The 25,666-nt window shown below is 50.1% G+C and carries 27 protein-coding genes; 5 read left to right on the forward strand and 22 right to left on the reverse strand.

The annotated features are described in order from the left end of the window. Positions 1 to 178 precede the first annotated feature (178 nt). The 11 genes from ndk to trmJ all read right to left on the reverse strand — a co-directional run bounded on the left by ndk (position 179) and on the right by trmJ (position 8,619). Entirely contained in the window at positions 179 to 610 is a 432-nt protein-coding gene (gene ndk / locus JIG40_RS16520) for a nucleoside-diphosphate kinase (protein ID WP_020330651.1), read from the reverse strand. A gap of 69 nt (positions 611 to 679) precedes the next feature. Further along, a complete protein-coding gene (gene pepB / locus JIG40_RS16525) occupies positions 680 to 1,972 on the reverse strand; it encodes an aminopeptidase PepB (RefSeq protein WP_020330650.1) in 1,293 nt (430 codons plus the stop codon). A 176-nt stretch (positions 1,973 to 2,148) separates the two neighbouring features. Further along, positions 2,149 to 2,343: a Fe-S cluster assembly protein IscX gene (iscX, locus tag JIG40_RS16530; protein WP_020330649.1), complete on the reverse strand. Its 195-nt coding sequence runs from the start codon at positions 2,341 to 2,343 to the stop codon at positions 2,149 to 2,151. Positions 2,344 to 2,398: 55 nt separating this feature from the next. Beyond that, positions 2,399 to 2,737 carry an ISC system 2Fe-2S type ferredoxin gene (gene fdx / locus JIG40_RS16535; RefSeq protein WP_020330648.1) on the reverse strand — a complete coding sequence of 113 codons (339 nt, stop codon included), beginning with the start codon at positions 2,735 to 2,737 and terminating at the stop codon, positions 2,399 to 2,401. A 13-nt stretch (positions 2,738 to 2,750) separates the two neighbouring features. Next, positions 2,751 to 4,604 carry a Fe-S protein assembly chaperone HscA gene (gene hscA / locus JIG40_RS16540; RefSeq protein ID WP_199465669.1) on the reverse strand — a complete coding sequence of 618 codons (1,854 nt, stop codon included), beginning with the start codon at positions 4,602 to 4,604 and terminating at the stop codon, positions 2,751 to 2,753. Between the two features lie 21 nt (positions 4,605 to 4,625). Further along, on the reverse strand, positions 4,626 to 5,141 hold the full coding sequence (hscB, locus tag JIG40_RS16545) for a co-chaperone HscB (RefSeq protein ID WP_020330646.1): 516 nt from the start codon (positions 5,139 to 5,141) through the stop codon (positions 4,626 to 4,628). 67 nt (positions 5,142 to 5,208) lie between these two features. After that, a complete protein-coding gene (gene iscA, locus JIG40_RS16550; protein WP_020330645.1) occupies positions 5,209 to 5,532 on the reverse strand; it encodes an iron-sulfur cluster assembly protein IscA in 324 nt (107 codons plus the stop codon). 59 nt (positions 5,533 to 5,591) lie between these two features. After that, positions 5,592 to 5,975, reverse strand: a complete 384-nt coding sequence (gene iscU, locus JIG40_RS16555) for a Fe-S cluster assembly scaffold IscU (protein WP_020330644.1) — start codon at positions 5,973 to 5,975, stop codon at positions 5,592 to 5,594. Between the two features lie 36 nt (positions 5,976 to 6,011). Further along, on the reverse strand, positions 6,012 to 7,226 hold the full coding sequence (locus tag JIG40_RS16560; RefSeq protein WP_020330643.1) for an IscS subfamily cysteine desulfurase: 1,215 nt from the start codon (positions 7,224 to 7,226) through the stop codon (positions 6,012 to 6,014). Between the two features lie 26 nt (positions 7,227 to 7,252). Next, a complete protein-coding gene (iscR, locus tag JIG40_RS16565; protein ID WP_080650529.1) occupies positions 7,253 to 7,774 on the reverse strand; it encodes a Fe-S cluster assembly transcriptional regulator IscR in 522 nt (173 codons plus the stop codon). Positions 7,775 to 7,887: 113 nt separating this feature from the next. Continuing rightward, the gene (gene trmJ, locus JIG40_RS16570; protein WP_020330641.1) at positions 7,888 to 8,619 is read right to left on the reverse strand and encodes a tRNA (cytosine(32)/uridine(32)-2'-O)-methyltransferase TrmJ; all 732 of its coding nucleotides are present in this window, start codon (positions 8,617 to 8,619) and stop codon (positions 7,888 to 7,890) included. A 179-nt stretch (positions 8,620 to 8,798) separates the two neighbouring features. On the opposite strand from trmJ, the gene suhB reads away from it, so the two are divergent. Further along, positions 8,799 to 9,602 carry an inositol-1-monophosphatase gene (suhB, locus tag JIG40_RS16575; protein WP_158146807.1) on the forward strand — a complete coding sequence of 268 codons (804 nt, stop codon included), beginning with the start codon at positions 8,799 to 8,801 and terminating at the stop codon, positions 9,600 to 9,602. A 138-nt stretch (positions 9,603 to 9,740) separates the two neighbouring features. Here suhB and JIG40_RS16580 read toward each other — a convergent pair whose 3' ends face one another. The 6 genes from JIG40_RS16580 to queA form a co-directional block, all read right to left on the reverse strand. After that, positions 9,741 to 10,289 (reverse strand): isochorismatase family protein, encoded by a 549-nt coding sequence (locus tag JIG40_RS16580; protein ID WP_158151447.1) that lies wholly within the window; start codon positions 10,287 to 10,289, stop codon positions 9,741 to 9,743. A gap of 85 nt (positions 10,290 to 10,374) precedes the next feature. Beyond that, entirely contained in the window at positions 10,375 to 11,322 is a 948-nt protein-coding gene (gene secF, locus JIG40_RS16585; RefSeq protein WP_020330637.1) for a protein translocase subunit SecF, read from the reverse strand. A gap of 14 nt (positions 11,323 to 11,336) precedes the next feature. Next, positions 11,337 to 13,190, reverse strand: a complete 1,854-nt coding sequence (gene secD / locus JIG40_RS16590; protein WP_075988854.1) for a protein translocase subunit SecD — start codon at positions 13,188 to 13,190, stop codon at positions 11,337 to 11,339. Positions 13,191 to 13,211: 21 nt separating this feature from the next. Continuing rightward, positions 13,212 to 13,544 carry a preprotein translocase subunit YajC gene (gene yajC, locus JIG40_RS16595; protein WP_020330635.1) on the reverse strand — a complete coding sequence of 111 codons (333 nt, stop codon included), beginning with the start codon at positions 13,542 to 13,544 and terminating at the stop codon, positions 13,212 to 13,214. 105 nt (positions 13,545 to 13,649) lie between these two features. Continuing rightward, entirely contained in the window at positions 13,650 to 14,789 is a 1,140-nt protein-coding gene (gene tgt, locus JIG40_RS16600) for a tRNA guanosine(34) transglycosylase Tgt (protein ID WP_020330634.1), read from the reverse strand. A 139-nt stretch (positions 14,790 to 14,928) separates the two neighbouring features. Further along, entirely contained in the window at positions 14,929 to 15,987 is a 1,059-nt protein-coding gene (gene queA / locus JIG40_RS16605; protein ID WP_020330633.1) for a tRNA preQ1(34) S-adenosylmethionine ribosyltransferase-isomerase QueA, read from the reverse strand. A 347-nt stretch (positions 15,988 to 16,334) separates the two neighbouring features. Here queA and JIG40_RS16610 point away from each other — a divergent pair, with 347 nt between their 5' ends. Then, positions 16,335 to 16,805: a CBS domain-containing protein gene (locus JIG40_RS16610; RefSeq protein WP_020429889.1), complete on the forward strand. Its 471-nt coding sequence runs from the start codon at positions 16,335 to 16,337 to the stop codon at positions 16,803 to 16,805. 87 nt (positions 16,806 to 16,892) lie between these two features. Here the strand turns inward: JIG40_RS16610 and aceA are convergent, their stop codons facing one another. From aceA to JIG40_RS16625, 3 genes are all read right to left on the reverse strand, one after another. After that, positions 16,893 to 18,203: an isocitrate lyase gene (gene aceA / locus JIG40_RS16615; protein ID WP_199465670.1), complete on the reverse strand. Its 1,311-nt coding sequence runs from the start codon at positions 18,201 to 18,203 to the stop codon at positions 16,893 to 16,895. Between the two features lie 120 nt (positions 18,204 to 18,323). Beyond that, positions 18,324 to 19,961 (reverse strand): malate synthase A, encoded by a 1,638-nt coding sequence (aceB, locus tag JIG40_RS16620; protein ID WP_199465671.1) that lies wholly within the window; start codon positions 19,959 to 19,961, stop codon positions 18,324 to 18,326. A 596-nt stretch (positions 19,962 to 20,557) separates the two neighbouring features. Continuing rightward, entirely contained in the window at positions 20,558 to 21,463 is a 906-nt protein-coding gene (locus JIG40_RS16625) for a hydrogen peroxide-inducible genes activator (protein ID WP_020330629.1), read from the reverse strand. A 199-nt stretch (positions 21,464 to 21,662) separates the two neighbouring features. Here JIG40_RS16625 and JIG40_RS16630 point away from each other — a divergent pair, with 199 nt between their 5' ends. The 3 genes from JIG40_RS16630 to ppk2 all read left to right on the forward strand — a co-directional run bounded on the left by JIG40_RS16630 (position 21,663) and on the right by ppk2 (position 24,112). Next, the gene (locus JIG40_RS16630) at positions 21,663 to 22,274 is read left to right on the forward strand and encodes a peroxiredoxin C (protein ID WP_020330628.1); all 612 of its coding nucleotides are present in this window, start codon (positions 21,663 to 21,665) and stop codon (positions 22,272 to 22,274) included. A 255-nt stretch (positions 22,275 to 22,529) separates the two neighbouring features. Then, positions 22,530 to 23,282, forward strand: a complete 753-nt coding sequence (locus JIG40_RS16635; RefSeq protein WP_199465672.1) for a copper homeostasis protein CutC — start codon at positions 22,530 to 22,532, stop codon at positions 23,280 to 23,282. A 53-nt stretch (positions 23,283 to 23,335) separates the two neighbouring features. Further along, positions 23,336 to 24,112 carry a polyphosphate kinase 2 gene (gene ppk2, locus JIG40_RS16640; RefSeq protein WP_143683376.1) on the forward strand — a complete coding sequence of 259 codons (777 nt, stop codon included), beginning with the start codon at positions 23,336 to 23,338 and terminating at the stop codon, positions 24,110 to 24,112. An 11-nt stretch (positions 24,113 to 24,123) separates the two neighbouring features. Here the strand turns inward: ppk2 and phoU are convergent, their stop codons facing one another. Both phoU and pstB read right to left on the reverse strand, forming a co-directional pair. Continuing rightward, the gene (phoU, locus tag JIG40_RS16645; RefSeq protein ID WP_004729452.1) at positions 24,124 to 24,822 is read right to left on the reverse strand and encodes a phosphate signaling complex protein PhoU; all 699 of its coding nucleotides are present in this window, start codon (positions 24,820 to 24,822) and stop codon (positions 24,124 to 24,126) included. Positions 24,823 to 24,846: 24 nt separating this feature from the next. Further along, positions 24,847 to 25,665 carry a phosphate ABC transporter ATP-binding protein PstB gene (pstB, locus tag JIG40_RS16650; RefSeq protein WP_020429880.1) on the reverse strand — a complete coding sequence of 273 codons (819 nt, stop codon included), beginning with the start codon at positions 25,663 to 25,665 and terminating at the stop codon, positions 24,847 to 24,849. Position 25,666 lies beyond the last annotated feature (1 nt).

Genomic DNA, 25,666 nt, shown 5'->3' on the forward strand with positions numbered 1-25,666 from the left:
AAGGGCGCGAATTGTACAGCCTTTACGCAATGACAACAAGAGCCGCAATCCCATGAGTTTACTAAGGCATTAATATCTTTGCGGTTAAAAATCAGCCAATATTTCCATGAACACCATCACACTTTATCAGACACAAAAAAGCCCTCGATATGAGGGCTTATTGGCATCAAAATCTGGCTTATTTGCTACGAGGGCAAAGTTCAGATTCAGGGAAGAAAAATTCAATTTCGCGGGCGGCTGATGCCGGGCTGTCGCTGCCGTGCACTGAGTTCAGACGCATGCTGATCGCGTAGTCAGCACGCAGTGTGCCGCATGCCGCTTCTTCCGGGTTGGTTTTACCCATCAACTCACGGTAGCGGGCAATCGCATTTTCCCCTTCCAACACCTGAACCATAATCGGGCCAGACGTCATGAATTCTTTCAATGCCGGGAAAAACTCTTTACCTTCATGCTCGGCATAAAAGCCACTCGCCTGCTCTTCTGTCAGATGCAGCATTTTGGCAGCAATAATACGCAGGCCTGCTTTTTCGATGCGATGGTAAATTTCACCAATCAAGTTACGTTCAACTGCATCGGGCTTAATAATCGAAAACGTTCTTTCAAGAGCCATAAGATGTCCTTTTTACTTCTATTGTAGTTATAAAGGGCAGCACAACATGCTGCCCGCGATTTTTCGCTATTATTTTGCTTGATCCATCAGGATACGAGCGACAGTTTTCACACCCATACCGGTTGCGCCTGCGGCCCATTTGTCACTTGGAGACTTGCGGTAAGTGCCCGCGCAGTCAAAGTGCAGCCAGCCTTTCTTGTAGTTATTGACAAAGTAAGACAGGAACGCCGCAGCAGTGCTCGCGCCTGGAGAATAATCACCTGAACTGATGTTCGACAGGTCTGCAAAGCTCGATGGCAGCATTTCACGGTGGAAATCCACCAATGGCAGAGGCCACAGGCCTTCATGTTCTTCCTTCGCCGCAGTCATCGCATCATGAGACAACGCGTCATCAAAGCTCAGCAGCGCGTGGAAATCGTTACCCAGCGCGTTTTTCGCCGCACCAGTCAGGGTGGCACAATCGATGATCAGCTCAGGATTTTGTTCTGAAGCGTAAATCAGACCATCCGCCAGAACCAGACGACCTTCAGCGTCAGTGTTCATGATTTCAACGGTTTTACCGTTTTTGTAGGTAATCACATCACCCAGTTTCAGCGCGCGGCCAGAAACCATGTTTTCTGCACAGCACAGGATCAGTTTGACGCGTTTTTTCAAACCACGCATGATCGCCAGCCCCAGTGCGCCAGTAATCATACCTGAACCACCCATGTCTGCTTTCATCGCAGCCATGAAGTTCGATGGTTTCAGGCTGTAACCGCCTGAGTCAAACGTAATGCCTTTACCCACCAGACAAGCGTACACCGGCGCATTTTCGTCGCCAGTTGGGTTGTAATCAAGTTGCAGCATTGCAGAAGTGCGCTCAGAGCCGCGGCCTACCGCGAAGATGCCTTCCCAGCCTTCGGTCAGCAGATCTTTGTCTTTCACGATACGGTAAGAGACATGCTCCGGAGCCAGCGATTTGATGAATTCCGCAGCCATCGTGGCCAGTTGACGAGGGGCGACTTCTTCTGCGCTTTTGTTGATGATATCGCGCGTCCAGTCAGTCGCTTTAATGCGAGCTTCCAGTTCGTCCTGCTGTGCCTGATCCAACGCCTTCCACTCCAGCGTGTTCAGTTTCTTCGGATCGCGGTAGCCCTGATAGAACGCCCAGATCGCTTCCAGCGTCCAGCCTTCGCCATCCAACAACAGTGAACGTAAGCCCTGGTTGTCCAGTTTACGCGCCGCACGCTGAATTGCGCCTAAATCATGCGATTGCTCAAGGTGAATCATTGCACCTTGTTCAGAAAACGAAATTAGCGCTTTTTCTCCCCACTGAGGCTGAGCAGAATCTTGGCTAATGAATACAGACATCTGTGTAGACATGGTTTCTCCTTGTCCTTATCGTGGCTTCACCTCAGCCACGTCGAATAATTAACGTTCGGATGTTAGCATTTTGTCAGGTAAAAATGTCAACTTGATAAAAAAACGGACCATCAGGCCCGCTTTTTTTAGTAAAAACTGTTAACTTGGCTCCGTTTTAGAGCAGCGCGTCCAGCTGACTAGTCGCGTTCGTCCATCCAGCACAGGATCACGGCTTCCAGAATCTTCTCATTTGAGCGGTTCGGCTCATCATCAAAGTCTTCTAAGTCAAGAATCCATTGGTGCAGATCGGTAAACCTTACGGTTTGTGGATCAACATCCGGGTACTGTTCACAGAGCTCAATCGCGATGTCGCGCGAATCTGTCCATTTCATGTCAACATTCCTAGTGCTATGCGGCCCCGGCTATAGAATAGACGAGGCTCACGGATTAATGGTCTTCTGATGCGTGGTTCAGCGTGTATTTCGGAATCTCTACCACCAGGTCTTCATCCGCCACTCGTGCCTGACAGCTGAGACGAGATTCTGGCTCCAGCCCCCATGCTTTATCCAGCATATCGTCTTCCAGTTCATCACTCTCTTCCAGTGAATCAAAACCTTCACGAACGATACAGTGGCAAGTGGTGCACGCGCACGATTTCTCACACGCATGTTCAATGGCGATACCGTTTTTTAGTGCCACATCAAGAATCGTTTCCCCTGCTTGCGCTTCTAATACTGCGCCTTCAGGGCAAAGGGTTTCATGAGGCAAAACAATAATCTTAGGCATGTTGGTAGTCTCTTCAAATCTCGTCAACAGAATGACCGGCCAGCGCAGCACGGATGGATTTATCCATACGACGTGATGCAAAGTCCTGACTGGCTTTGTCGGTATCTTTAATGCCCTGTTCAATGGCATCAGCATTGTCGCCATTGCGCAGTTCAATCAGTTTTTCAATAGCTTGCAGTAGTGTCTGACGCTCTTCTTCGGTCAGCAAATCGTCACCGTCTGCCTGCATGGCGGAAATCAGACCTTCAATCACGCGGTCGGCTTCCACACGCTGTTCAACCAGTGCACGCGCCTGCATGTCATCTTTGGCGTGCGCCATCGAATCTTTCAGCATGTTGGCTACTTCGTCGTCACTCAGACCGTAAGACGGTTTGACCTGAATTTCTGACTGCACACCAGTGCTCTTTTCCATTGCAGTTACGGACAACAGTCCATCAGCATCGACCTGATAAGTTACGCGAATGTGCGCCGCACCCGCTGCCATTGGCGGAATGCCTTTGAGCGAGAAACGCGCCAGCGAGCGGCAATCATCCACCAGTTCACGCTCGCCCTGCACTACGTGCACGCTCATCGCCGTTTGACCATCTTTAAAAGTGGTAAACTCTTGCGCGCGAGCAACAGGAATGGTGGTGTTGCGTGGAATGATTTTTTCCACCAGACCGCCCATGGTTTCGATACCCAGCGACAGTGGAATCACGTCCAGTAGCAACATTTCTGAATCCGGCTTGTTACCCGCCAGAATGTCCGCCTGAATCGCGGCACCAATCGCCACAACTTCATCCGGGTTGATGCTGGTCAGTGGTGTACGGCCAAAGAACTCGCCAACCATAGCTCGTACGAATGGCGTTCGAGTGGAACCGCCCACCATCACAACTTCTAACACTTCGTCTGCGGCTACATCAGCATCTTTCAGTGCACGGCGGCACGCCATCAGCGTCTTTTTCACCAGCGGCTGAATCAGTTCATTCAGTGTTTCTCGACTAAGTGAACCGGACCATCCCAGCACATCAACCGGCGCTTCTTCGGCGTCAGTCAGGGCAATTTTTGCTTGTGTCGCCGCATTGATCAACGCGCGGTATTTATCAGCACTCAACTTTCCTTCCAAGCCCATTTGAGCTTGCAGGTGATCAGCAATCAAGTGGTCAAAATCATCACCGCCCAGCGCCGAATCGCCGCCTGTTGCCAACACCTCGAACACACCTTTAGAAAGGCGCAGAATCGAAATATCGAATGTACCACCACCCAGGTCATACACGGCGATCACGCCTTCCTGACCGGAGTCCAGGCCATAAGCAATCGCTGCTGCTGTTGGTTCGTTCAGCAGACGTAATACATGCAATCCGGCCAGATTCGCCGCATCTTTAGTGCCCGCACGCTGAGCGTCATCAAAGTAAGCCGGCACAGTGATCACCACGCCAGCCAGTTCACCGCCCAGAGTACTTTCAGCACGTTTCGCCAGTGATTTAAGAATGTCCGCAGAAACCTGAATCGGGTTCTTGTCACCCTGTTCGGTTTGCAGAATCGGCAGGCCGTTGTTACTCGCTTTAAAACGGTATGGCAGGTTGGTATAGCGAGTTTCAATATCTTGCAGTGAACGACCAATCAGGCGTTTCACCGAAATGATGGTGTTTTCAGGATCAGCCTGAGCTTTATCTCGTGCTTCGTAGCCAACCAAGCTTTCTTCGCCTGAGTAGTTCACGACGGAAGGCAGAATGCTTCTTCCTTGCTCATCAAGCAACGTGGTTGCGCTGCCGCTGCGTACGGATGCAACCAGTGAGTTGGTGGTTCCCAGGTCAATACCCGCGGCCAGTTTATGCTGGTGCGGCGCCGAACTTTGACCAGGTTCTGCAATCTGAAGTAATGCCATGGATGGGTCCTTTTATTTGAATTAGCCGAGCAGCTTGTCTTCGACTCGTTCTATTTCAGTTTTTAATTTGGCAATAAATTTAAGTTTACGTACGGTATCTGCGGCAGTTTCCCATTGCGCCTCGTTCAGCTCTTTTTCGACCTGAACCAGATGCTGCTTGTACATCTTGCTGACTTTGCCATCAAAATCAAACAAGGCACTTTCCGGATCTGCACGGCTTTCGACCGCTTCAAGTTCTTCACGCAGTTCCATCTGTTCCATCAGGAACATCGGATCCTGAAGCGTTTGTTGCTCACCACGAAGCTCAACGCCATTTAAAGACAGCAGGTATTCTGCGCGATTGATTGGGCTTTTCAAAATTTGGTGGGCGTCATTAATCTGCGCCGCTTTCTGGACCGCCAACAGGCGATCCCGCTCAGACGCGGTGGCAAAATTATCCGGATGGAAACGCTTTTGCAACTCACGGAACTGAGAAGAAAGAAGGCTACCATCCAGATCAAACTGAGTTGGTAGCCCAAATAATTCAAAGTAATTCATGTAAAACCGGTCCTTAACATTCGGAGACAGGCAACCAGTGGCTACCTGCAACACCGAGATTCAACCGTTAAACGTTGAAGCTTTCACCACAACCACATTCACTTTTCGCATTTGGGTTGTTGAACTCAAAACCTTCGTTTAACCCTTCTTTCTTATAATCGAGCTGAGTGCCGTCGAGATAAACCAGGCTCTTGCTGTCGATGATCACTTTCACACCATGATCTTCAAACACCTGATCTTCTTCGTTGAGTTCATCAACGAATTCCAACACGTAAGCCATACCAGAGCAGCCTGTGGTTTTTACACCCAGACGTAAACCGACACCTTTACCCCGGTTATCCAGGTAAGATTTCACTCGGCTTGCTGCGGTTTCGGTTAGGGTAATGGCCATACTACAACCTTTGATTCTCAATTAATTAAAGGGGGGAGCAGCCAGTGCTCCCAAATGAATTACAGTTCGTGTTTTTTCTTGTAATCAGCAACAGCCGCTTTGATTGCATCTTCTGCCAGAATTGAACAGTGAACTTTCACTGGTGGCAACTCAAGCTCTTCTGCAATTTCAGAGTTTTTGATTGCTGCCGCTTCATCGATAGATTTGCCTTTCACCCACTCAGTAACCAGTGAGCTTGACGCGATTGCGCTACCGCAGCCGTATGTTTTGAACTTCGCATCTTCAATAATGCCTTCTGGAGACACTTTGATTTGCAGGCGCATTACGTCACCACAAGCCGGAGCGCCAACCATGCCGCTACCTACTGATGGGTCTTCTTTATCGAAAGAACCAACGTTACGTGGGTTCTCGTAGTGATCAATTACTTTTTCGCTGTATGCCATGATAGTTACCTCAAATCCTCTATATCCCTGGAACGATTAGTGGTGAGCCCATTCTACGGTACTCAGATCCACACCCTCTTTATACATATCCCATAGAGGAGACATGTCGCGTAGTTTGCTTACCGCTACACGAATCAGTTCGATTGCGTAGTCAACTTCTTCTTCAGTCGTGAAACGACCAAACGAGAAGCGAATTGAGCTGTGAGCCAGTTCATCATTCAGGCCCAGAGCACGCAGTACGTACGATGGTTCCAGGCTTGCTGATGTACATGCACTGCCTGAAGACACTGCGATGTCTTTCAGAGACATCAGAAGTGACTCACCTTCAACAAACGCGAAGCTGATGTTGAGGTTGTTTGGCAGACGCTGTTCCAGATCACCGTTAATGGTAACGGCTTCCATATCTTTAATGCCGCTTAGCATGCGATCGCGCAGCGCAACTGCGTGGTCGTAATCTTTCTGCATCTCTTCTTTTGCGATACGGAACGCTTCGCCCATGCCCACAATTTGGTGGGTCGCCAGTGTACCAGAGCGGAAACCACGCTCATGACCACCGCCGTGCATTTGCGCTTCCAGGCGAATACGTGGCTTACGACGTACGTACAGTGCGCCGATACCTTTTGGACCGTAGATTTTGTGTGCAGACAGAGAGATCAGGTCAACTTTCGTTTCCTGAACATCAATCGGCAGTTTACCCGCTGATTGTGCTGCATCAACGTGGAATACGATTTTACGCGCGCGGCACAACTCGCCAATCGCCGTAATGTCCTGAATCACGCCAATTTCGTTGTTCACGTGCATGATTGAAACCAGAATCGTGTCGTCACGCATTGCTGCTTCCAACTTGTTCAGGTCAATCAGGCCATTGGTTTCAGGCTCAAGATAAGTTACTTCAAATCCTTCACGCTCTAGCTGACGCGTAGTGTCCAGCACGGCTTTGTGTTCGGTTTTGCAAGTGATGATGTGTTTACCTTGCTTTTGATAAAAGTGCGCAACACCTTTAATCGCCAGGTTGTCAGATTCTGTTGCACCCGAAGTGAAGACAATTTCACGTGGGTCTGCGTTGAGAAGATCCGCAATTTGCTCACGCGCGGTGTCTACCGCTTCTTCTGCCTGCCAGCCATAACGATGAGAACGCGATGCCGGGTTACCGAAGTTTCCGTCCATCGTCATGCACTGAACCATCTTTTCAGCAACACGCGGATCGACTGGGCAAGTTGCTGAATAGTCTAAATAAATAGGCAGTTTCATTTTTTACTCCAATGTAAACATTGCCGCTATGAGCGAACGTTAATACCAACGGGTGCCGCACCAATGGTGACTGTGTTCGAATTTTTGTGTGCAAGCCCTTGGCTAACCGCGAGATCAATATCTTGGCGGTCTGAAATTTCTAAGACTTCGTTATCAATCATCAGCTCACCGAGCGTAATGTTGTTCAGGAAGTCGCTGATGCGTGAGCTGAGGTCACGCCACAGAGTGTGCGTTAAACAACGCGTGCCACCCTGGCAATCGCCCTTGCCATTGCATTTCGTCGCGTCGACAGACTCGTCAACAGCGGCAATGACCGTACCGATTGAAATCGTTGTCGCGTCAGAACCCAGACGGTAGCCACCACCTGGTCCGCGAACACTCGCCACTAGGCCGGCTTTACGCAGCTTAGAAAAAAGCTGCTCTAAGTATGAAAGCGAAATACCCTGACGTTCTGAAATGTCCGCCAATGGTACTGGGTTTTGCTGCGAATGCAGAGCCACATCTAACATGGCCGTTACTGCATATCTTCCTTTAGATGTAAGTCTCATATCACACCGTATCCACATTGTTTCTGTGGATAGAAGTTTTTCATACCCGACAAAATTGGTCAAGTATTTATTTGACTAAATTACTCGGGTATTTAACCCCAGGGTAAATGTGGTCAATCTTTATGCAGCGCTTTCTTTTCTATCGCGGTCAGAACACCACGCAGAATATTCAGTTCCTGTTCTTCCGGACGCGCGCGGCTGAACAGGCGACGTAATTTGTTCATCACCTGACCTGGCTTCTCTTCAGAGATAAACTGGGTCTGTACCAACACCTTTTCAAGGTGGGAGTAGAACATTTCCAGCTCATTGTGACGGGGGTAATCCACTGGTTGTGAAGGTGGAAATTGCGCCTCTAGCTGGTTCAGATGTGCGACACGAATTTCGTAGCACAATGTCTGAACCGCCATGGCCAGATTCAGGGAGCTGTATTCCGGATTGGCCGGAATGGCGACGTGATAATGACATTTTTGTAGCTCATCATTGGTCAGGCCTGTGCGTTCACGGCCAAACACAATGGCGACTTTGCGCTGCAGGCCTTCCTGAGCGAATTTTTCACCGCATTCGCGAGGGTCAAGCATAGGCCATTCAAGTGTGCGGGAACGCGCGCTGGTTCCGACCACTAAGGCACAATCTGCAACAGCATCATCCAATGTTTCAACAATCTGAGCATTGAGCGCAATTTCGCTCGCCCCGGCAGCCAGTGCAATCGCCTGAGCGTCCACTTCACACTGCGGATCGACCAATACCATCTGTTTGAGCCCCATGACTTTCATCGCACGGGCCGCAGAGCCGATATTTCCCGAATGTGAGGTTCCGACTAAAACGACTTTAACATTGTCTAACATTGCGTTATTACACCACTCAATTTACAGCCGCAGAATCTTAACATAAACCTGAGTGAAATGGTCAGACCCTTTGCGGACATCGCCATCAAACGCGCAAAAAATAACCACTTCCCTTTTGCGAAAGTTTTGATATACTGCCGCCCGCTTTTTCGTTCTTTAACATCCTTTGGGAAATTCGTATGCATCCAATGCTAAACATTGCTATTCGCGCAGCGCGAAAAGCAGGCAACCATATTGCCAAATCTCTAGAAAACGCTGAGAAAATTGAATCAACTCAGAAAGGCACGAACGACTTTGTTACTAACGTAGACAAAGAAGCAGAAGCTATCATCATTTCAACTATCAAGAGCTCATACCCAGAGCACTGTATCGTTGCCGAAGAAAGCGGTCTTATCGAAGGTAAAGATAAGGACGTACAATGGATCATCGACCCACTGGATGGCACCACTAACTTTGTTAAAGGTCTTCCTCACTTCGCGGTTTCTATCGCGGTTCGCTTCAAAGGCAAAACTGAAGTTGCCTGTGTTTACGATCCAATGCTGAATGAACTGTTTACTGCTCAACGTGGTTCGGGCGCACAGCTGAACAACGCGCGTATCCGTGTTCAACCACTGAAAGATCTGCAAGGTGCCGTTCTGGCAACAGGTTTCCCGTTCAAACAGAAACAGCATTCTGAGTCTTTCATGAAGATCATCTCTGCGCTGTTCATTGAATGTGCGGACTTCCGTCGTACTGGTTCTGCGGCTCTGGATCTGTGTTACCTAGCCTCTAACCGTGTTGATGGTTACTTTGAGCTGGGTCTGAAACCTTGGGATATGGCAGCGGGTGAACTGATTGCTCGTGAAGCAGGCGCAATCCTGACTGACTTCGCTGGCGGCACTGATTACATGAAATCAGGCAACATCGTAGGTTCAAGCCCACGCGGTGTGAAAGCAATTCTTAAGCACATCCGTGAAAACGGCAACAGCGCAATTCTGAAATAAGAACGCCCTGAGAATTCCAGCTCCGTCACAGCTGATAAAAAGCCCCGCGATTGCGGGGCTTTTTTTATAAAAATTGTACCGTCCTAAATGTGTCAACCTATATCAGGACGGGTCAAAATCATATCAATTAAGCACTGATTACAACAGAACCAAGACATCCTGAGTGGTGCCGGTTTCGGCCAGACGCGGGAAAATCGCGTTAATCGCGTGCTGGTGATTATCGAGATTCAAATCCGTCATCGCATCGGTACACAACGTCACATGATAGCCGAGTTCAAACGCCTGACGGGCCGTTGATTCCACACCAATACTGGTTGCGATACCAACGATCACCACTTGCGTCACTCCCAACGCTTGCAACTGTTGATGCAAATCGGTGTGCATGAATGCCCCCCAAGTGCGTTTGGTGATCAGAATGTCATCGTCCTGACGGTGAAGTTCATCCACTAAAGTCGCCCAATTGTCCGGTGCCGAATGCGAACCGAGCTTCTGGTCCGTACGTCCCGGAGCACCGCCTGCCACATTGACTAAAACCACAGGTCGCTCTTGCTGATGAAACACATCAATCAGTCGGTTTGCCTGTTCAATCACACCCGGCACCGTATGCTGGGGAGGCAGAGCCACAATACCGCACTGCAAATCAATCACGATCAGTGCGGTTGTTTTATCTAATTGAGTAATCGCCATGCGCGCTCCTTTTCGTTAATGACAATAGAATGTTAAAAGTAACCATAAGAAAAAAGCCACTGAATCGTCAGTGGCTTTGAGGAGATTATGGCAGCTCGTCGAGATCTGCACCTTCTTTTTCCACTTGTGGTGGAAGCAGGTGCTCACGGGTAATCCCCAGTCTCAGAGCCAGAGCCGATGCGACGTAGATTGATGAGTAAGTACCGACGGTAATACCCAACAATAGTGCGGTAGCAAAACCATGAATGTTCGCGCCACCCTGTACAAACAGAGCAATCACCACAAACAACGTGGTTCCGGAAGTGATCAGCGTACGGCTCAGCGTTTGTGTGATCGAGATGTTCATGATCTCAGCCGGTTCGCCCTTACGCAATTTGCGGAAGTTTTCACGAATCCGGTCAAAGACCACGATAGTATCGTTGAGCGAGTAACCGACCACCGTCAGCAGTGCCGCGACAATCGTCAAGTCCACTTCGATTTGCAACAGTGAGAACACGCCAAGCGTAATGATGACATCGTGCGCCAGTGACAACACAGCACCGGCCGCCAGACGCCATTCAAAGCGCATTGAGACGTAAATCAGGATACAGATCAGTGATACGATGATCGCCAGACCACCCGCCTCTGTCAGTTCATCACCCACGTTAGGACCGACGAACTCGATACGGCGCATTTCCACCGCTTTACCGGTACCTTCTTTGATAGCATCCAGAATCTGGTTACCCAGTGTCTGGCCTGCCATATCATCACGTGGACGCAGACGTACCATGACTTCACGGGCAGAGCCAAAGTTCTGCACCGTTGCATCACCAAAACCTTTCGCTTCCAACGACGTACGAATCTCTTCAAGGTTCGCAGGCTGCTCAAAACCGACTTCAATCAGCGTACCGCCGGTGAAGTCCAGGCCCCAGTTCAGCCATTTGGTCGACAGCGTGAAGATCGAAGCTCCGATCATCAGCAGCGACAGCATGAAGGTGACCTTTGACCAACGCATGAAGTCGATCGTTTTCTCTGCTTTCAGAATTTGAAACATAATAATTCCTGGCCTTAGATCGACAATTTGTTGATGCGTTTACCGCCGTACAGCAGGTTGACGATGCAACGTGTACCGATGATAGCGGTAAACATGGAGGTCAAAATACCGATAGACAGCGTGACCGCGAAGCCTTTAATCGCACCTGTACCTACGGCAAACAGAATGATTGCCGTGATCAGCGTGGTGATGTTGGCATCAGCAATGGTACTGAACGCGTTAGCATAACCCTGGTGAATCGCTTGCTGAGGATTGCGTCCATCACGCAGCTCTTCACGAATACGCTCGAAGATCAAGACGTTGGCGTCGACCGCCATACCGACTGTCAGAACGATACCCGCAATGCCCGGCAGCGTCATGGTGGCACCTGGAATCATCGACATCACACCGATGATCAGCACCAAGTTTGCCGCAAGTGCAACGTTGGCGATCAGACCAAACTTACGGTAGTACAGCGCAGTGAAGATCATCACCGCCAGCAGACCCCAGATACATGCCTGAATACCCATATCGATGTTTTGCTGACCCATTGATGGACCAATGGTGCGCTCTTCAACGATAGAGATAGGTGCGATCAGTGCGCCTGCACGCAGCAGCAGCGCCAGGTTGTGCGCTTCGGCAACAGAGTTAATCCCGGTGATGCGGAAGTTACGGCCCAGAGCTGACTGAATGGTCGCCTGGTTGATCACTTCTTCATGCTTGGTCAGAATCACTTTGCCTTCAGCGGTTTTCTCGCCACTGTCTTTGTATTCAGCAAACACGGTCGCCATCAACTTGCCGATGTTCTTTTTCGAGAACGCCGCCATTTTGCTGCCGCCTTCGCTGTCGAGCGAAATGTTTACCTGTGGACGGCCGTATTCATCGGTGCTTGAACTTGCATCCGTGATGCTTGAACCGCCCAGAATCACACGTTTTTTCAGCACAACCGGACGGCCTGAACGATCCAGTTTGATTTCACTGCCCGCAGGTACACGACCTGAAGCCGCGGCCGCTAGATCAGCTTTATCATCCACTTCGCGGAATTCAAGCGTGGCCGTTGCGCCTAAGATTTCTTTGGCACGCGCTGTATCCTGAACCCCTGGCAGTTCAACCACGATACGAGTAGCACCCTGACGCTGAACCAGTGGCTCAGCCACACCCAGTTCGTTTACACGGTTACGCAGAATGGTGATGTTCTGTTCAACAGCGTAGTTACGGATTTCCTGCAGACGTGCCTCAGTAAAGGTGGCAGTCAGAATGAAACGACCTTCGGTGTCTGAAGGGACAAACGTCATATCACGGTGCTTGGATTCCAGTGCTTTACGCGCCTGATCGACCTGTTCGGCATCACGCAGCGTAATTTCCACTGAATTCGCCAGAGGACGAATCGCACGGTAACGGATTTTTTCTTCACGCAGTTCGCTGCGGAAAGCTTCTTCCTGCTGACCGATCAATTTCTCCATTGCCGCGTCCATGTCGACTTCCATCAGGAAGTGCACGCCGCCGCGCAGATCGAGACCGAGTTTCATTGGCGCAGCGCCAATCGATTCCAACCAATCCGGAGTTGAAGCAGCCAGGTTTAACGCCACAATCTTGTCACTGCCTAACGCTTCGCTGATCACGTCGCGGGCACTGATTTGAGTATCGGTGTCGTTAAATCGAACAAGAATGGATCCATTTTCGAGAGCAATGGATTTATGAGAAAGGTGCGCCGTATCGAGCGCTTTGGTGACAGCATCCAGCGTTGACATATCTACAGAGGCGCCACGCGCCCCTGTAACTTGAATAGCCGGATCTTCACCGTAGATATTTGGAAGTGCATACAAGGCAGAGATGGCAATGGCGAACACCACCATCAGGTACTTCCATAATGGATAACGGTTTAACACAGCGAGGATCCTCTAGCTGTTTTATAGAGATTTCAGTGTACCTTTTGGCAGCACTGCAGTGACGAAGTCTTTTTTGATCACAACTTCATTGTTTGTGTTCAGTTCGATTGAGATGTAGTCGTTGTCTTCTGCAATCTTCGTGATTTTGCCAACCAGACCACCGCTTGTCAGAACTTCATCACCTTTGCCCATGGAGGACATCAGGTTTTTATGCTCTTTCACACGCTTTGATTGTGGGCGGTAGATCATGAAGTAGAAGATTACCGCGAACATGCCCAGCATGATCAGCATTTCAAAACCACCACCTTGTGGGGCACCTTCACCTGCTGCATGTGCTACAGAAATTAGACTCATTGAGAAACGTCCTCTAAGTTATTGTTGTGTAATTTTCGATTCTATTGGGCTACGCCAGGTTAAATTCAAGCAGCTCAGTGCACAAATCCAACCTGGCGCACGAAATCACGCCTTTTCTTTTTGCAGCGGCGGCACTTCGCGGTCACGACGTGCGTAGAACTCCGTTACAAATTGATCAAAGCGGTCTTCATCAATCGCGCGACGAATGCTCTCCATCAGGCGCTGGTAGTAGCGCAGGTTATGGATCGTATTCAAACGTGCACCCAGGATTTCGTTACAGCGATCCAAGTGGTGCAGATACGATTTAGAATAATTTTTGCAAGTGTAACAGTCACAATGCGGATCCAGAGGTGATGTATCCGTTTTATGTGTTGCATTACGGATCTTGATCACACCGCCAGTCACAAACAGGTGGCCGTTACGTGCGTTACGCGTTGGCATCACGCAGTCAAACATGTCGATACCGCGGCGAACACCTTCTACTAAGTCTTCCGGTTTGCCCACGCCCATCAGGTAACGCGGTTTATCTTCCGGCAGTTGTGGGCAGGTATGTTCCAGAACGCGGTGCATATCTTCTTTCGGTTCACCCACCGCCAAACCACCGACTGCGTAACCGTCAAAACCGATTTCAGTCAGGCCTTTGACCGACACGTCACGCAAGTCTTCATACACGCCGCCCTGAACGATACCAAACAGGTTGTTCGGGTTTTCCAGCTTGTCGAAGTGATCGCGTGAACGACGCGCCCAGCGCAGCGACATTTCCATCGATTTCTTCGCTTCATCGTGCGTCGCCGGGTAAGGTGTACACTCGTCGAAGATCATGACGATGTCAGAGCCGAGGTCTTTCTGGATTTCCATCGACTTTTCCGCGTCCATGAAAATTTTATCGCCGTTCACCGGGTTGCGGAAATGCACCCCTTCTTCGGTGATTTTACGAATATCACCCAGGCTGAACACCTGGAAACCGCCTGAGTCGGTCAGGATCGGACCTTGCCAGTTCATAAAATCATGCAGGTCACCGTGCATTTTCATCACTTCCTGACCCGGGCGAAGCCACAGGTGGAAAGTGTTACCCAGCAGGATTTGCGCGCCCGTCGCTGCCACTTCTTCCGGCGTCATGCCTTTAACCGTACCGTAAGTGCCCACTGGCATAAATGCCGGCGTTTGTACTGTGCCACGCTCAAAGGTCAGTTGACCACGACGAGCGGTGCCGTCTTTCTTTTTCAGTTCGAACTTAAGTTTCACTAAAGCCTCCAAATGTCAGAGAAACAGTCTGACGGATTATGTATCTGTGCCGCGTCAGGCAAGCATCGATACCACATCGCCCGGATAAGTGTCCTGACGATTCATAATAGATTGTGTTTATGACGTCACGCCTGCCGAATTAAGCTTCGACGGTTCGTTTACGGATAAACATCGCATCACCATAGCTAAAGAAGCGATACTGCTGCGTTACCGCATGATCGTATGCGGCCATGGTGTGCTCATAGCCAGCAAAGGCGCTCACCAACATGATGAGTGTCGATTCCGGCAAATGGAAGTTGGTGATCAAGCAATCCACCAACTGGTATTCATAACCAGGGAAGATGAAGATCTCGGTGTCACCAAAAAACGGAACCAGCTCAGTGCCCTTTTTCAGCGCATCTTGCGCTGCGCTTTCCAGCGAACGGACCGACGTGGTTCCTACCGCAATAATGCGGCCGCCACGGGCTTTGGTCGCGGCAATCGCGTCCACTACCTCTTGCGGCACTTCAACGTATTCCGCATGCATGTGGTGATCGTTGATGTTGTCCACGCGCACCGGCTGGAATGTGCCCGCACCCACATGAAGAGTCACGTAAGCAAATTCGACACCTTTCGCCTTGATTTGTTCAAGCAGCGCTTGGTCAAAGTGCAGGCCGGCTGTCGGCGCAGCCACTGCGCCCGGCTTCTGGTTGTAGACGGTCTGATAACGCTCTTTGTCCGCATCGTCGTCAGGACGATCGATGTACGGCGGCAGCGGCATGTGACCAATCTGGTTCAGAATGTCCAGCACCACAGTTTCAGCGGTAAAACGAATCTCAAACAGCGCATCGTGACGCGCTTCCATGATGGCATGGAATTCATCGTTTTCGCCCAGAAACAGTTCGGTGCCTGGCTTGGGTGGCTTAGAGCAGCGCACGTGAGCCAGAATCGAATGTTCATCCAGCATACGTTCCACCAGCACTTCCAGCTTACCGCCAGACGCTTTACGGCCGAACATACGTGCCGGAATGACTCGAGTATTGTTAAACACCAGTAAATCACCCGGTTCAACACAGTTCAGGACATCCTTAAAGGTGCCATCAACCAGCTCACCGGTGTTGCCGTCTAGCTGCAGCAGACGGCTGGCGGTTCGTTCCGCCATCGGATAGCGAGCAATCAGCTCGTCCGGGAGTTCAAAATGAAAATCTGAAACTTGCATGACTCTTTCTTGATTCTCTTGGCTTTCGCCTTTCTCGGGATAGGTGCGACGGTTTATTTCGCGGCGCGGTAGTATATACCCAAGTCATCTCAAGATACAGGATTGTGCACAAGTCAGGCGGGCCTTGAAAAGCAAAGGATTGTAATCAAAAGTGACATGCCAATCGCTCCGCTCAGCCAGTGAGGCCATAAAAACCGACTTAACTCTCAGATAATTACCCACAAAAAAACTATAGTTATAAGCAAAGAAGCCGCCGTCATCGCCGAGCCCAGAAGCTCAGCCTAAAGAGGCGTATGACTTGCGGTCAGATGGGTATTTTACAGTCTCAGAAGAAACAGGAGTTGGTTATGATCAAGGTCGAAGACATGATGACTCGCAACCCTCACACCTTGTTGCGTTCCCATACCTTAGCCGATGCCCGTCATATGATGGAGGCACTGGATATTCGCCATATTCCGGTGGTCGATGCCAACCGTAAACTGCTTGGCATCGTCACTCAGCGCGACATTCTCGCGGCGCAGGAATCCAGCCTGCAAAGATTACCAGCCGAACAATCTTACACCGCCGATACCCCACTCTACGAAATGATGCACACGGAAGTGATGACGGTCGCGCCGCAGGCCGGATTAAAAGAGAGTGCCCTTTATATGCAAAAACATAAAGTGGGCTGTTTGCCGGTGGTGGCAAAAGGTGAGCTGGTTGGCATCATTACCGACAGCGATTTCGTCTCCATTGCCATCAACTTGCTTGAATTGGCCGAAGAAAGTGAACCGGATGAAATTGAGCAAGACAGTGATTTGGACACCACTGAGTTGTGATGAAAAACCAAAAAAAGAGCGACCGAAGCCGCTCAAAGAGTGTTGCACAGATTATCGTTTTTAACTCACTGAGGTAAGGGAACTCAGTTAAAACTGGTCTTCTTCTGTAGAACCAGTCAGGGCAGTGACCGATGACTGACCACCTTGGATGGTGTTGGTCATCTTATCAAAGTAGCCGGTGCCCACTTCTTGTTGGTGGGCCACGAAGGTGTAGCCTTTTTCTGCTGCCTGGAATTCACGACGCTGAACCATTTCCACGTAGTGACGCATGCCTTCACCCTGCGCGTAAGCGTGCGCCAGTTCGAACATGTTGAACCACATGTTGTGAATACCGGCCAGAGTAATGAACTGGTATTTGTAGCCCATGTCCGCCAGTTCCTGCTGGAACTTTGCAATGGTTTCCGCATCCAGATTTTTCTCCCAGTTGAACGATGGCGAGCAGTTGTAAGCCAGCAGTTGATCCGGGTACTGAGCGTGAATCGCTTCTGCGAACTTACGCGCCTCTTCCAGATCCGGTTTTGCCGTTTCACACCACACCAAATCAGCGTATGGCGAGTAAGCCAGACCACGGGCAATCGCCTGATCAATCCCGGCACGCACGCGATAGAACCCTTCTGCGGTGCGCTCACCAACGATGAAATCGGCATCGTATGGATCGCAATCTGAAGTCAGCAGGTCAGCCGCGTTGGCATCGGTACGCGCAATCACCAGAGTGGTGGTACCCGCCACGTCAGCCGCCAGTCGCGCCGCAACCAGTTTTTGCACCGCTTCTTGAGTTGGGACCAATACTTTACCACCCATGTGACCACATTTTTTGACTGACGCCAGTTGGTCTTCGAAGTGCACGCCCGCAGCGCCCGCTTCAATCATCGACTTCATCAGCTCGTAAGCATTCAGAACGCCACCAAAGCCCGCTTCCGCATCCGCCACGATAGGCAGGTAGTAATCAATACCGCCCTCATCTTCTGGTGATTTACCGCCAGACCACTGAATCTGGTCGGCACGGCGGAACGCATTGTTGATGCGCTTCACCACGCTCGGTACAGAGTCAACCGGGTAAAGCGATTGGTCCGGGTACATGGTGCCCGCGGTGTTGTTGTCCGCCGCCACCTGCCAGCCCGACAGATAAATCGCTTCGATACCGGCTTTCGCCTGCTGCACCGCCTGACCACCCGTCAGTGCGCCCAGACAGTTCACATAGCCTTTCTTGGCACTACCATTGACCAGTGACCACAGTTTGTCAGCACCGCGCTGGGCGATTGTATTAGCTGGTGTGACTGAACCACGCAGGTTCACTACTTCTTCGGCGGTATAGGTACGTTTTACGTTTTTCCAGCGTGGGTTAGTTGCCCAATCTTTTTCCAGAGCTTCAATTTGTTGGCGGCGAGTCAGTGTCATAATCTATCCCTTCTTGTAATACGCAGCGCTCGGCATGCGCATGGTCGTCCTTTTCGCTATCAGTACAACAGGCTCTGATATTGAATCGTTAGTTTCACGTTAGTGTTGTTATAAGTGGTATTACGCTAAGTAGTCGTAACCCGGTATGGTTAAGAAATTGGTCAGTTCATCACTGGTGGTCAGTGTTTCCATCAGTTGCGCGGCTTCTTCAAAGCGGCCTGCATTGAAACGTGGCTCACCGATTTCCGCTTTCACCACCTCGATTTCCTCCGCCAGATAATCGCGGAACAACTGTTTGGTCACCTGTTGGCCGTTATCGAGTGATTTACCGTGCTGAATCCATTGCCAGATAGAGGCGCGGGAAATTTCAGCCGTCGCGGCATCTTCCATCAGCCCGTAAATCGGCACACAACCATTGCCAGAGATCCAAGCCTCGATGTATTGCAGCGCAACGCGAATGTTGTGGCGCATACCCGCTTCAGTGCGCGGACCGTCACACGGTTCCAGCAATTCCTCAGCGTGAATCGGTGCATCCGACATGCGGCTGACATCTAACTGATTGCTGCGCTCACCCAGTACTTGGTTGAACACTTCCATTGCGGTATTTGCCAAGCCCGGGTGTGCAACCCAAGTGCCATCGTGGCCGTTGGTCGCTTCCAGCATTTTGTCGTTGCGAATCTTCTCCAGCACCTTGGCATTTTCTGCCGGGTCTTTCGCCGGAATGAAGGCCGCCATACCGCCCATCGCAAACGCGCCGCGTTTATGGCAGGTGTAAATCAGCAAACGTGAGTAGGCGTTGAGGAACGGTTTGTCCATCGTCACCACCTGGCGATCCGGCAGCACACGGTCGCTGTGTTTTTTCAACGTTTTGATGTAGCTAAAGATGTAATCCCAGCGGCCGCAGTTCAGCCCCACGATATGCTCTTTGAGTGAAAACAAAATTTCATCCATCTGGAACACCGCAGGCAGAGTTTCAATCAGCACCGTGGCTTTGATGGTGCCCGTTTCCAGTCCAAAGTAATCTTCGGTGAAGTGGAACACTTCACTCCACCATTTCGCTTCCTGATACGCCTGAAGTTTTGGCAGATAAAAGTACGGGCCACTGCCTTTTTTCAGCAACGCTTTGTAGTTGTTGAAGAAATAGAGCGCGAAGTCGAACAGAGCACCGGGAATTATCTGGCCGCCAAAAGTGACGTGTTTTTCTTTGAGGTGCAGGCCACGCACGCGGCAGATCAGCACCGCAGGGTCGTCCGTCAGTTCGTAACGCTTATCGTTGTCCGGGTTGGTGTAACTGATGGTGCCGTTAACCGCATCACGCAGGTTGATTTGGCCATCCAGTACTTTGTCCCACGCTGGCGCCATTGAGTCTTCAAAATCAGCCATGAACACTTTTACGTTCGCATTCAGCGCGTTAATCACCATTTTGCGATCCGTTGGACCAGTGATTTCTACGCGGCGATCCTGCAAATCTTGCGGAATCCCCAGGATTTTCCAGCTTCCTTCGCGAATATCTTGCGTCTCTTTGAGGAAATCTGGCAGTTGGCCTTGGTCGATCTGACTTTGTTTTTGTTCTCGCGCCGCAAGCAGCGTGTCGACACGTGAGGCAAACTGAGCACACAACTCAGATAAAAAGGTTTGGGCTTCCACAGGGAAAATCGCCTGATGTGCCGAAGACAGAGTTCCGGTCACCTCAAGCATGCCTTCGCTAGTAGTGGATTGGCGGTGTGCTAAATCTTTGTCTGGCGTTTGAGCAAGCATAACGTCCTTCCTTAGAATCGTTCTCAAGACCTCATTTGTAATTTTCAGACTACAAATTTCATCTTGCGTTTATTGGGCTAATTTGTTCCCCCGGTGTCTATACACTCCCTCAGAACCGGGTCATATTCAAGACTTTCTAACCTAGACATAAGTCTTACAAAACTTAATTAAACCTTACCCGATAAGGCGTTAAGCGAAAAGACCAAAAGTTAATCAAAGGTGAAATTTGAAGTTTTATTCCGTTTCAAACTCATGCTTGAAATGCTAGGTAAAAATGTAAGTTATTACGTAATAAAATTACATTAATTCTAAAGTGCAAAATCGATTTAAAACAGCACGGCACCGCATCACGACGTGGATCAAAGGTTGGGTTTTAAAGGCGGGAAGTGAAATCGCAGCGGATTTTTGAAACAACATCCGGTGTGAAATCTGTAAAATTTACTTTGTGAATTTTTACGATTTTATGAAAGGTTCAAAAATAAGTTTCTGTAAAATTTTACAATTAAAAAGTAACCAACAGAGGAATAAACCAGAAAACACGCCAGACTCAGCGTGTTTTCACTAGGATTTTTTTATCTTGCTGGTACGACTATTCGCTATAGCAGTTCAGAAACTACATCTGCCAAGCGTTCAAAAGTGTGACTGCGCGACGAACTCGGTCGCCATACCAAGCCAATTTCACGATACGCCTGTTGTCCTGGTGGGTCGATCACCACCAAATTCTGGTTGTCCAACAAACCATGTTCAATCGCCATCTGCGGAATAAACGTTGTGCCGAGGCCATTGGCCACCATCTGTACCAGCGTATGTAAACTGGTGGCGGTAAAAGGGTTAATTTTCTCTTTGTCGGTCAGTTTACATGCCGAGACCGCATGCTCTGTCAGGCAGTGTTCGTTTTCCAACAGGAACACCGACTCGTCCGGCAAATCATCGTATTTGATGGGTACGCGAATACCATCCGCCTGATGACGACTGATCACCATGCGAAACGGATCCTGGCCAACCACCCGGCTTTCCATATTGCCAATCTCCATCGGCAACGCGAGGATCAGCACATCCAGTTCACCATTACGCAACGCCGTCAGCAGATTAGCCGTGGTGTCTTCACGTAACAGAAGATGCAGGTTGGGATAGCGCACATTCACTTCCTGAACCAGATCGCACAGCAGAAATGGCGCGATGGTCGGAATACAACCCAATTTCAGCTGCCCTTCCATCTCTCCGCCCTGACACTGTTTCCCCAGTTCAATCAGATCCTGACCACGCGCCAACAACTCGCGGCTGCGTTTTACAACCTGTTCGCCCGCATGAGTGAACACCAGCGGACTTTTCTTATCTTTCTTTTCAAATAGCGGGCAACCAATCAGCGCTTCAAGGTTCTGAATGCCTTTACTCAAAGTCGACTGGCTGACAAAACACCGCTCCGCCGCATCACTGAAATGACGAGTCTCATGCAGTGTCACCAGGTAATGCAGTTGCTTCAAACTAGGCCATTTAATCATCGTGTTTTAGTCTTTGTTCTGTATCCATTTTTTTCATCGAGCAAAAGATAAGCTCATCGCTTTTTTCGATTAACTCAATCTATTTAATTCGCTTTTTTCTATACTACATTCTGTACTATAGTTTGTCTCGTACATACACGGACTGGGTCCGCTATTGTCTGCGGTTCCGGAACTAACCATTAATCTTAGGAGCAAAAAAATGGTACTAGTAGGTCGTCAAGCCCCTGATTTTACTGCTGCAGCAGTGCTAGGTAACGGTGAAATCGTTGATAACTTCAACTTCGCTGAATTCACTAAAGGTAAGAAAGCGGTTGTTTTCTTCTACCCACTAGACTTCACTTTCGTTTGCCCATCTGAACTGATCGCATTCGACAAACGTTTCGAAGACTTCAAAGCGAAAGGCGTAGAAGTAATCGGCGTATCTATCGACTCTCAGTTCTCTCACAACGCATGGCGTAACACTGCGATTGAAAACGGCGGTATCGGTGAAGTTCAATACCCACTGGTTGCTGACGTTAAACACGAAATCTGTAAAGCATACGACGTAGAGCACCCAGAAGCGGGCGTTGCTTTCCGTGGTTCTTTCCTGATCGACGAAGACGGCATGGTACGTCACCAAGTAGTTAACGACCTGCCACTAGGCCGTAACATCGACGAAATGCTGCGCATGGTTGACGCTCTGAACTTCCACCAAACTCACGGTGAAGTATGTCCTGCACAGTGGGAAGAAGGTAAAGCTGGTATGAAAGATTCTCCAGCGGGCGTAGCTGCTTACCTGTCTGAGCACACTGCTGACCTAGGCAAAAAATAATTGAAACACTTAAACACCCGCGCTCAACTCGGGTTTGTGGTTGGAATCTTATAAGCGAATAACGCAACGCCAATCAGTTTAAGTAAAGTCATTTCAAGCCCCGGACATTGTCCGGGGCTTTTTTACATCCTTTACCCTGCAATATAGGGAAACATGCACCCACAAAGTTTACCCCTATTTCTCACCCCCGGCAGACAGACGAGACAACTCAGGCTTGCTACACTTCGTCCACTGTTTCTCATGAGTAATCTGACAATGTCTTATCAACTTGAAGTGTGTATCGACAATATTGAATCTCTGCACAATGCGATGGCAGGCGGCGCGACGCGTATTGAACTGTGCTCCTCATTGGCCTTGGGTGGCTTAACTCCCAGCTATGGTTTTATGCAGCAGGCGGCAAAGGTCGCGAACATTCCGGTGTATGCCATGATTCGGCCACGTCAGGGCGATTTCTTCTACAGCGATGAAGACATCGCCATCATGAAGCTGGATATTCACGCCGCACACCAGGCCGGGCTGCAAGGCGTGGTGCTGGGGTTACTCAATCAAGATGGAAGCATTGATGCTAAGCGCAGCCAAGACTTGGTCTCACTGGCACAGTCGCTGGGCTTGGGCGTCACTTTTCACCGCGCGTTCGATCAGTGCAACGATGCGTTTTCCGCACTGGAAACGGTCATTTCGCTGGGTTGCGAACGCATCTTGACCTCAGGACTGGCGCGCACAGCCCCGCAAGGCGCGAACATGCTGACAGAACTGGTTCAACGCAGCGCCGGGCGCATCGCGATCATGGCGGGTGCTGGCGTCAATGCCGACAACGTCGGCCAATTGGCGCAGACTACCGGAGTCACTGAATTGCACTTGTCTGGCAAAACTACACGTGCCAGCCACATGGCTTTTGTTGCTCCAGAGAGCAAAATGGGCGCCAGCGATCAAGACGATTTCATCGTGCCGATCACCGATACCGATGCGATTCGCCGCACGGCATCCGTTCTGAAATCAATCAGCTAGCTCTGTTTATCCCCTCCGTCGGTGCTATGATTTTGTTATCAACGGAGGGAACTATGACCAAACTAAAAAGAAAATTTTATGAGCAGGAGCTGGAGCGTCTGCAAGTTGAGCTGGTGAAACTGCAAGAGTGGGTCAAACACGAAAAACTCAAAGTCGTGGTGATTTTTGAAGGGCGTGATGCTGCGGGCAAAGGCGGCGTCATCAAACGCATTACCGAAAAACTAAACCCGCGGGTGTGCCGCGTGGCCGCGTTGCCGGCTCCCACCGAAAAAGAGAAAACCCAGTGGTACTTTCAGCGTTACGTGACGCATTTACCTGCTGGCGGTGAAATCGTACTGTTTGACCGCAGCTGGTATAACCGCGCCGGAGTCGAGAAAGTGATGGGCTTCTGCACGGGCGAAGAGTACGAAGAGTTTCTGCGATCCTGCCCGGAGTTTGAGCGCATGCTGCAACGTTCCGGCATCATTCTGCTTAAATACTGGTTTTCTGTGTCCGATGAAGAGCAGGAAAAGCGCTTTCTGGAACGGATCAAAACCCCAATCAAACGCTGGAAATTCAGCCCGATGGATCTCGAATCCCGCCACCGCTGGGCCGATTACTCCAAAGCCAAAGACAAGATGTTCGCCTACACCGACACCAAACATTGTCCGTGGTGGGTGGTACCGTCAGACGACAAACGTCGTGCGCGCCTCAACTGCATCAGTCATCTGCTGAGCCAAATTGAGTACCGCAACGTTGAGTATCCGCCAGTCACTCTGCCGGAATTGAATAAAGAGGGTTACGTCCGCTCACCACTAGATGAACAGACGTTTGTGCCGCTGAAATATTGATGGGTGAGTGGTTAGCGCAGGGCGTCATTGATGCCCTGATCGCCTAAATGACGCACGTCTTTGCCTTTGACGAAGTAGATGATGTATTCGCAGATGTTCTGACAGCGATCCCCCACCCGTTCAATCGAGCGCGCCGACCACATGACTTGCAGAATATGCGGAATATTTTTCGGGTCTTCCATCATGTAGGTCATCAACTGACGGATCACCGCTTCGTACTCTTTATCCAGCTTGTCATCGAGCTTGTACACCTCAGCAGCCGATTCCACATCCATGCGCGCAAACGCATCCAGCACCTGATGCAGCATCGCAATCGCCTGACGACACAACGGCTCCAAAGACACCTGAAATTTACTCTCTTTGGTCGACGGACTTTCAATCGCCACATACGCCATTTTGGTCGCCACATCGCCGATGCGTTCCAGATCAGTGATGGTTTTGATGATCGCCATAATCAGGCGCAGATCTTTGGCCGTAGGCTGACGTTTGGCAATAATGCGCGTGCAGGCTTCGTCGATCGACACTTCCATCGCGTTGACTTTGTGATCATCGCGCACCACTTTACGCGCCAGCTCAATATCATCTTTATTGAGCGCCTGCATAGCAAACGACAACTGCTGCTCCACCAATCCACCCATGGTTAATACATGAGTTCGAATAGACTCCAGCTCAACGTTAAACTGCCCTGAGATATGTCGTCCTAATTGCATGATGAATCCTTCGCTTGTTGCCGGTTAGCCGTATCGGCCAGTAATGTAGTCTTCGGTCTGTTTTTTCAATGGTGACGTGAAAATAGAATCGGTATCTGAGTACTCGATCAATTTTCCCATATGGATAAAGGCAGTGTGGTCGCTGACCCTTGCTGCCTGTTGCATATTGTGGGTCACGATCACTACGGTGTATTTGGTTTTCAGATCGTGGATCAGCTCTTCAATCGTGAGCGTCGAAATCGGGTCCAGAGCCGAGGTGGGCTCATCGAGCAGCAACACTTCGGGCTCAATCGCAATCGCACGTGCGATCACCAGACGCTGCTGCTGACCGCCAGACAGACCAAACGCGTTTTCATGCAGGCGGTTTTTCACTTCATCCCACAGGGCGGCCGCGCGCAATGAACGCTCCACCGCATCGTCCAGCGTACGGCTGTTTTTGATCCCCTGAAGGCGCAGTCCGTAGACAACGTTCTCGTAAATAGACTTTGGAAACGGGTTCGGGCGCTGAAACACCATCCCCACCCGGCGGCGCAGAGTCGGCACGTCCACTTCCGGCAGATAGACATTCTTACCGTGCAGTTTGACTTCGCCCTCAACCCGGCAACCTTCCACCAGATCGTTCATGCGGTTAATGCAGCGCAGCAGGGTCGATTTGCCACAGCCCGACGGGCCGATGAACGCCGTGACCTGACCTTTCGGAATCCGCATCGAAATATCGCTCAGCGCACGGGTCTGGTTGTAAAACAGATTTAACCCTTCGATCGCGATCGCGGTCTGTTTGTCGGTTAAGTTGTTGACATCCAGAGGTGGTTGGTACCCCAGTGTTTGGTTGACAGAAAACATG

Source organism: Vibrio sp. bablab_jr001, assembly GCF_016464285.1.
In the GTDB taxonomy this organism is placed as follows: Bacteria; Pseudomonadota; Gammaproteobacteria; order Enterobacterales; family Vibrionaceae; genus Vibrio; species Vibrio fluvialis.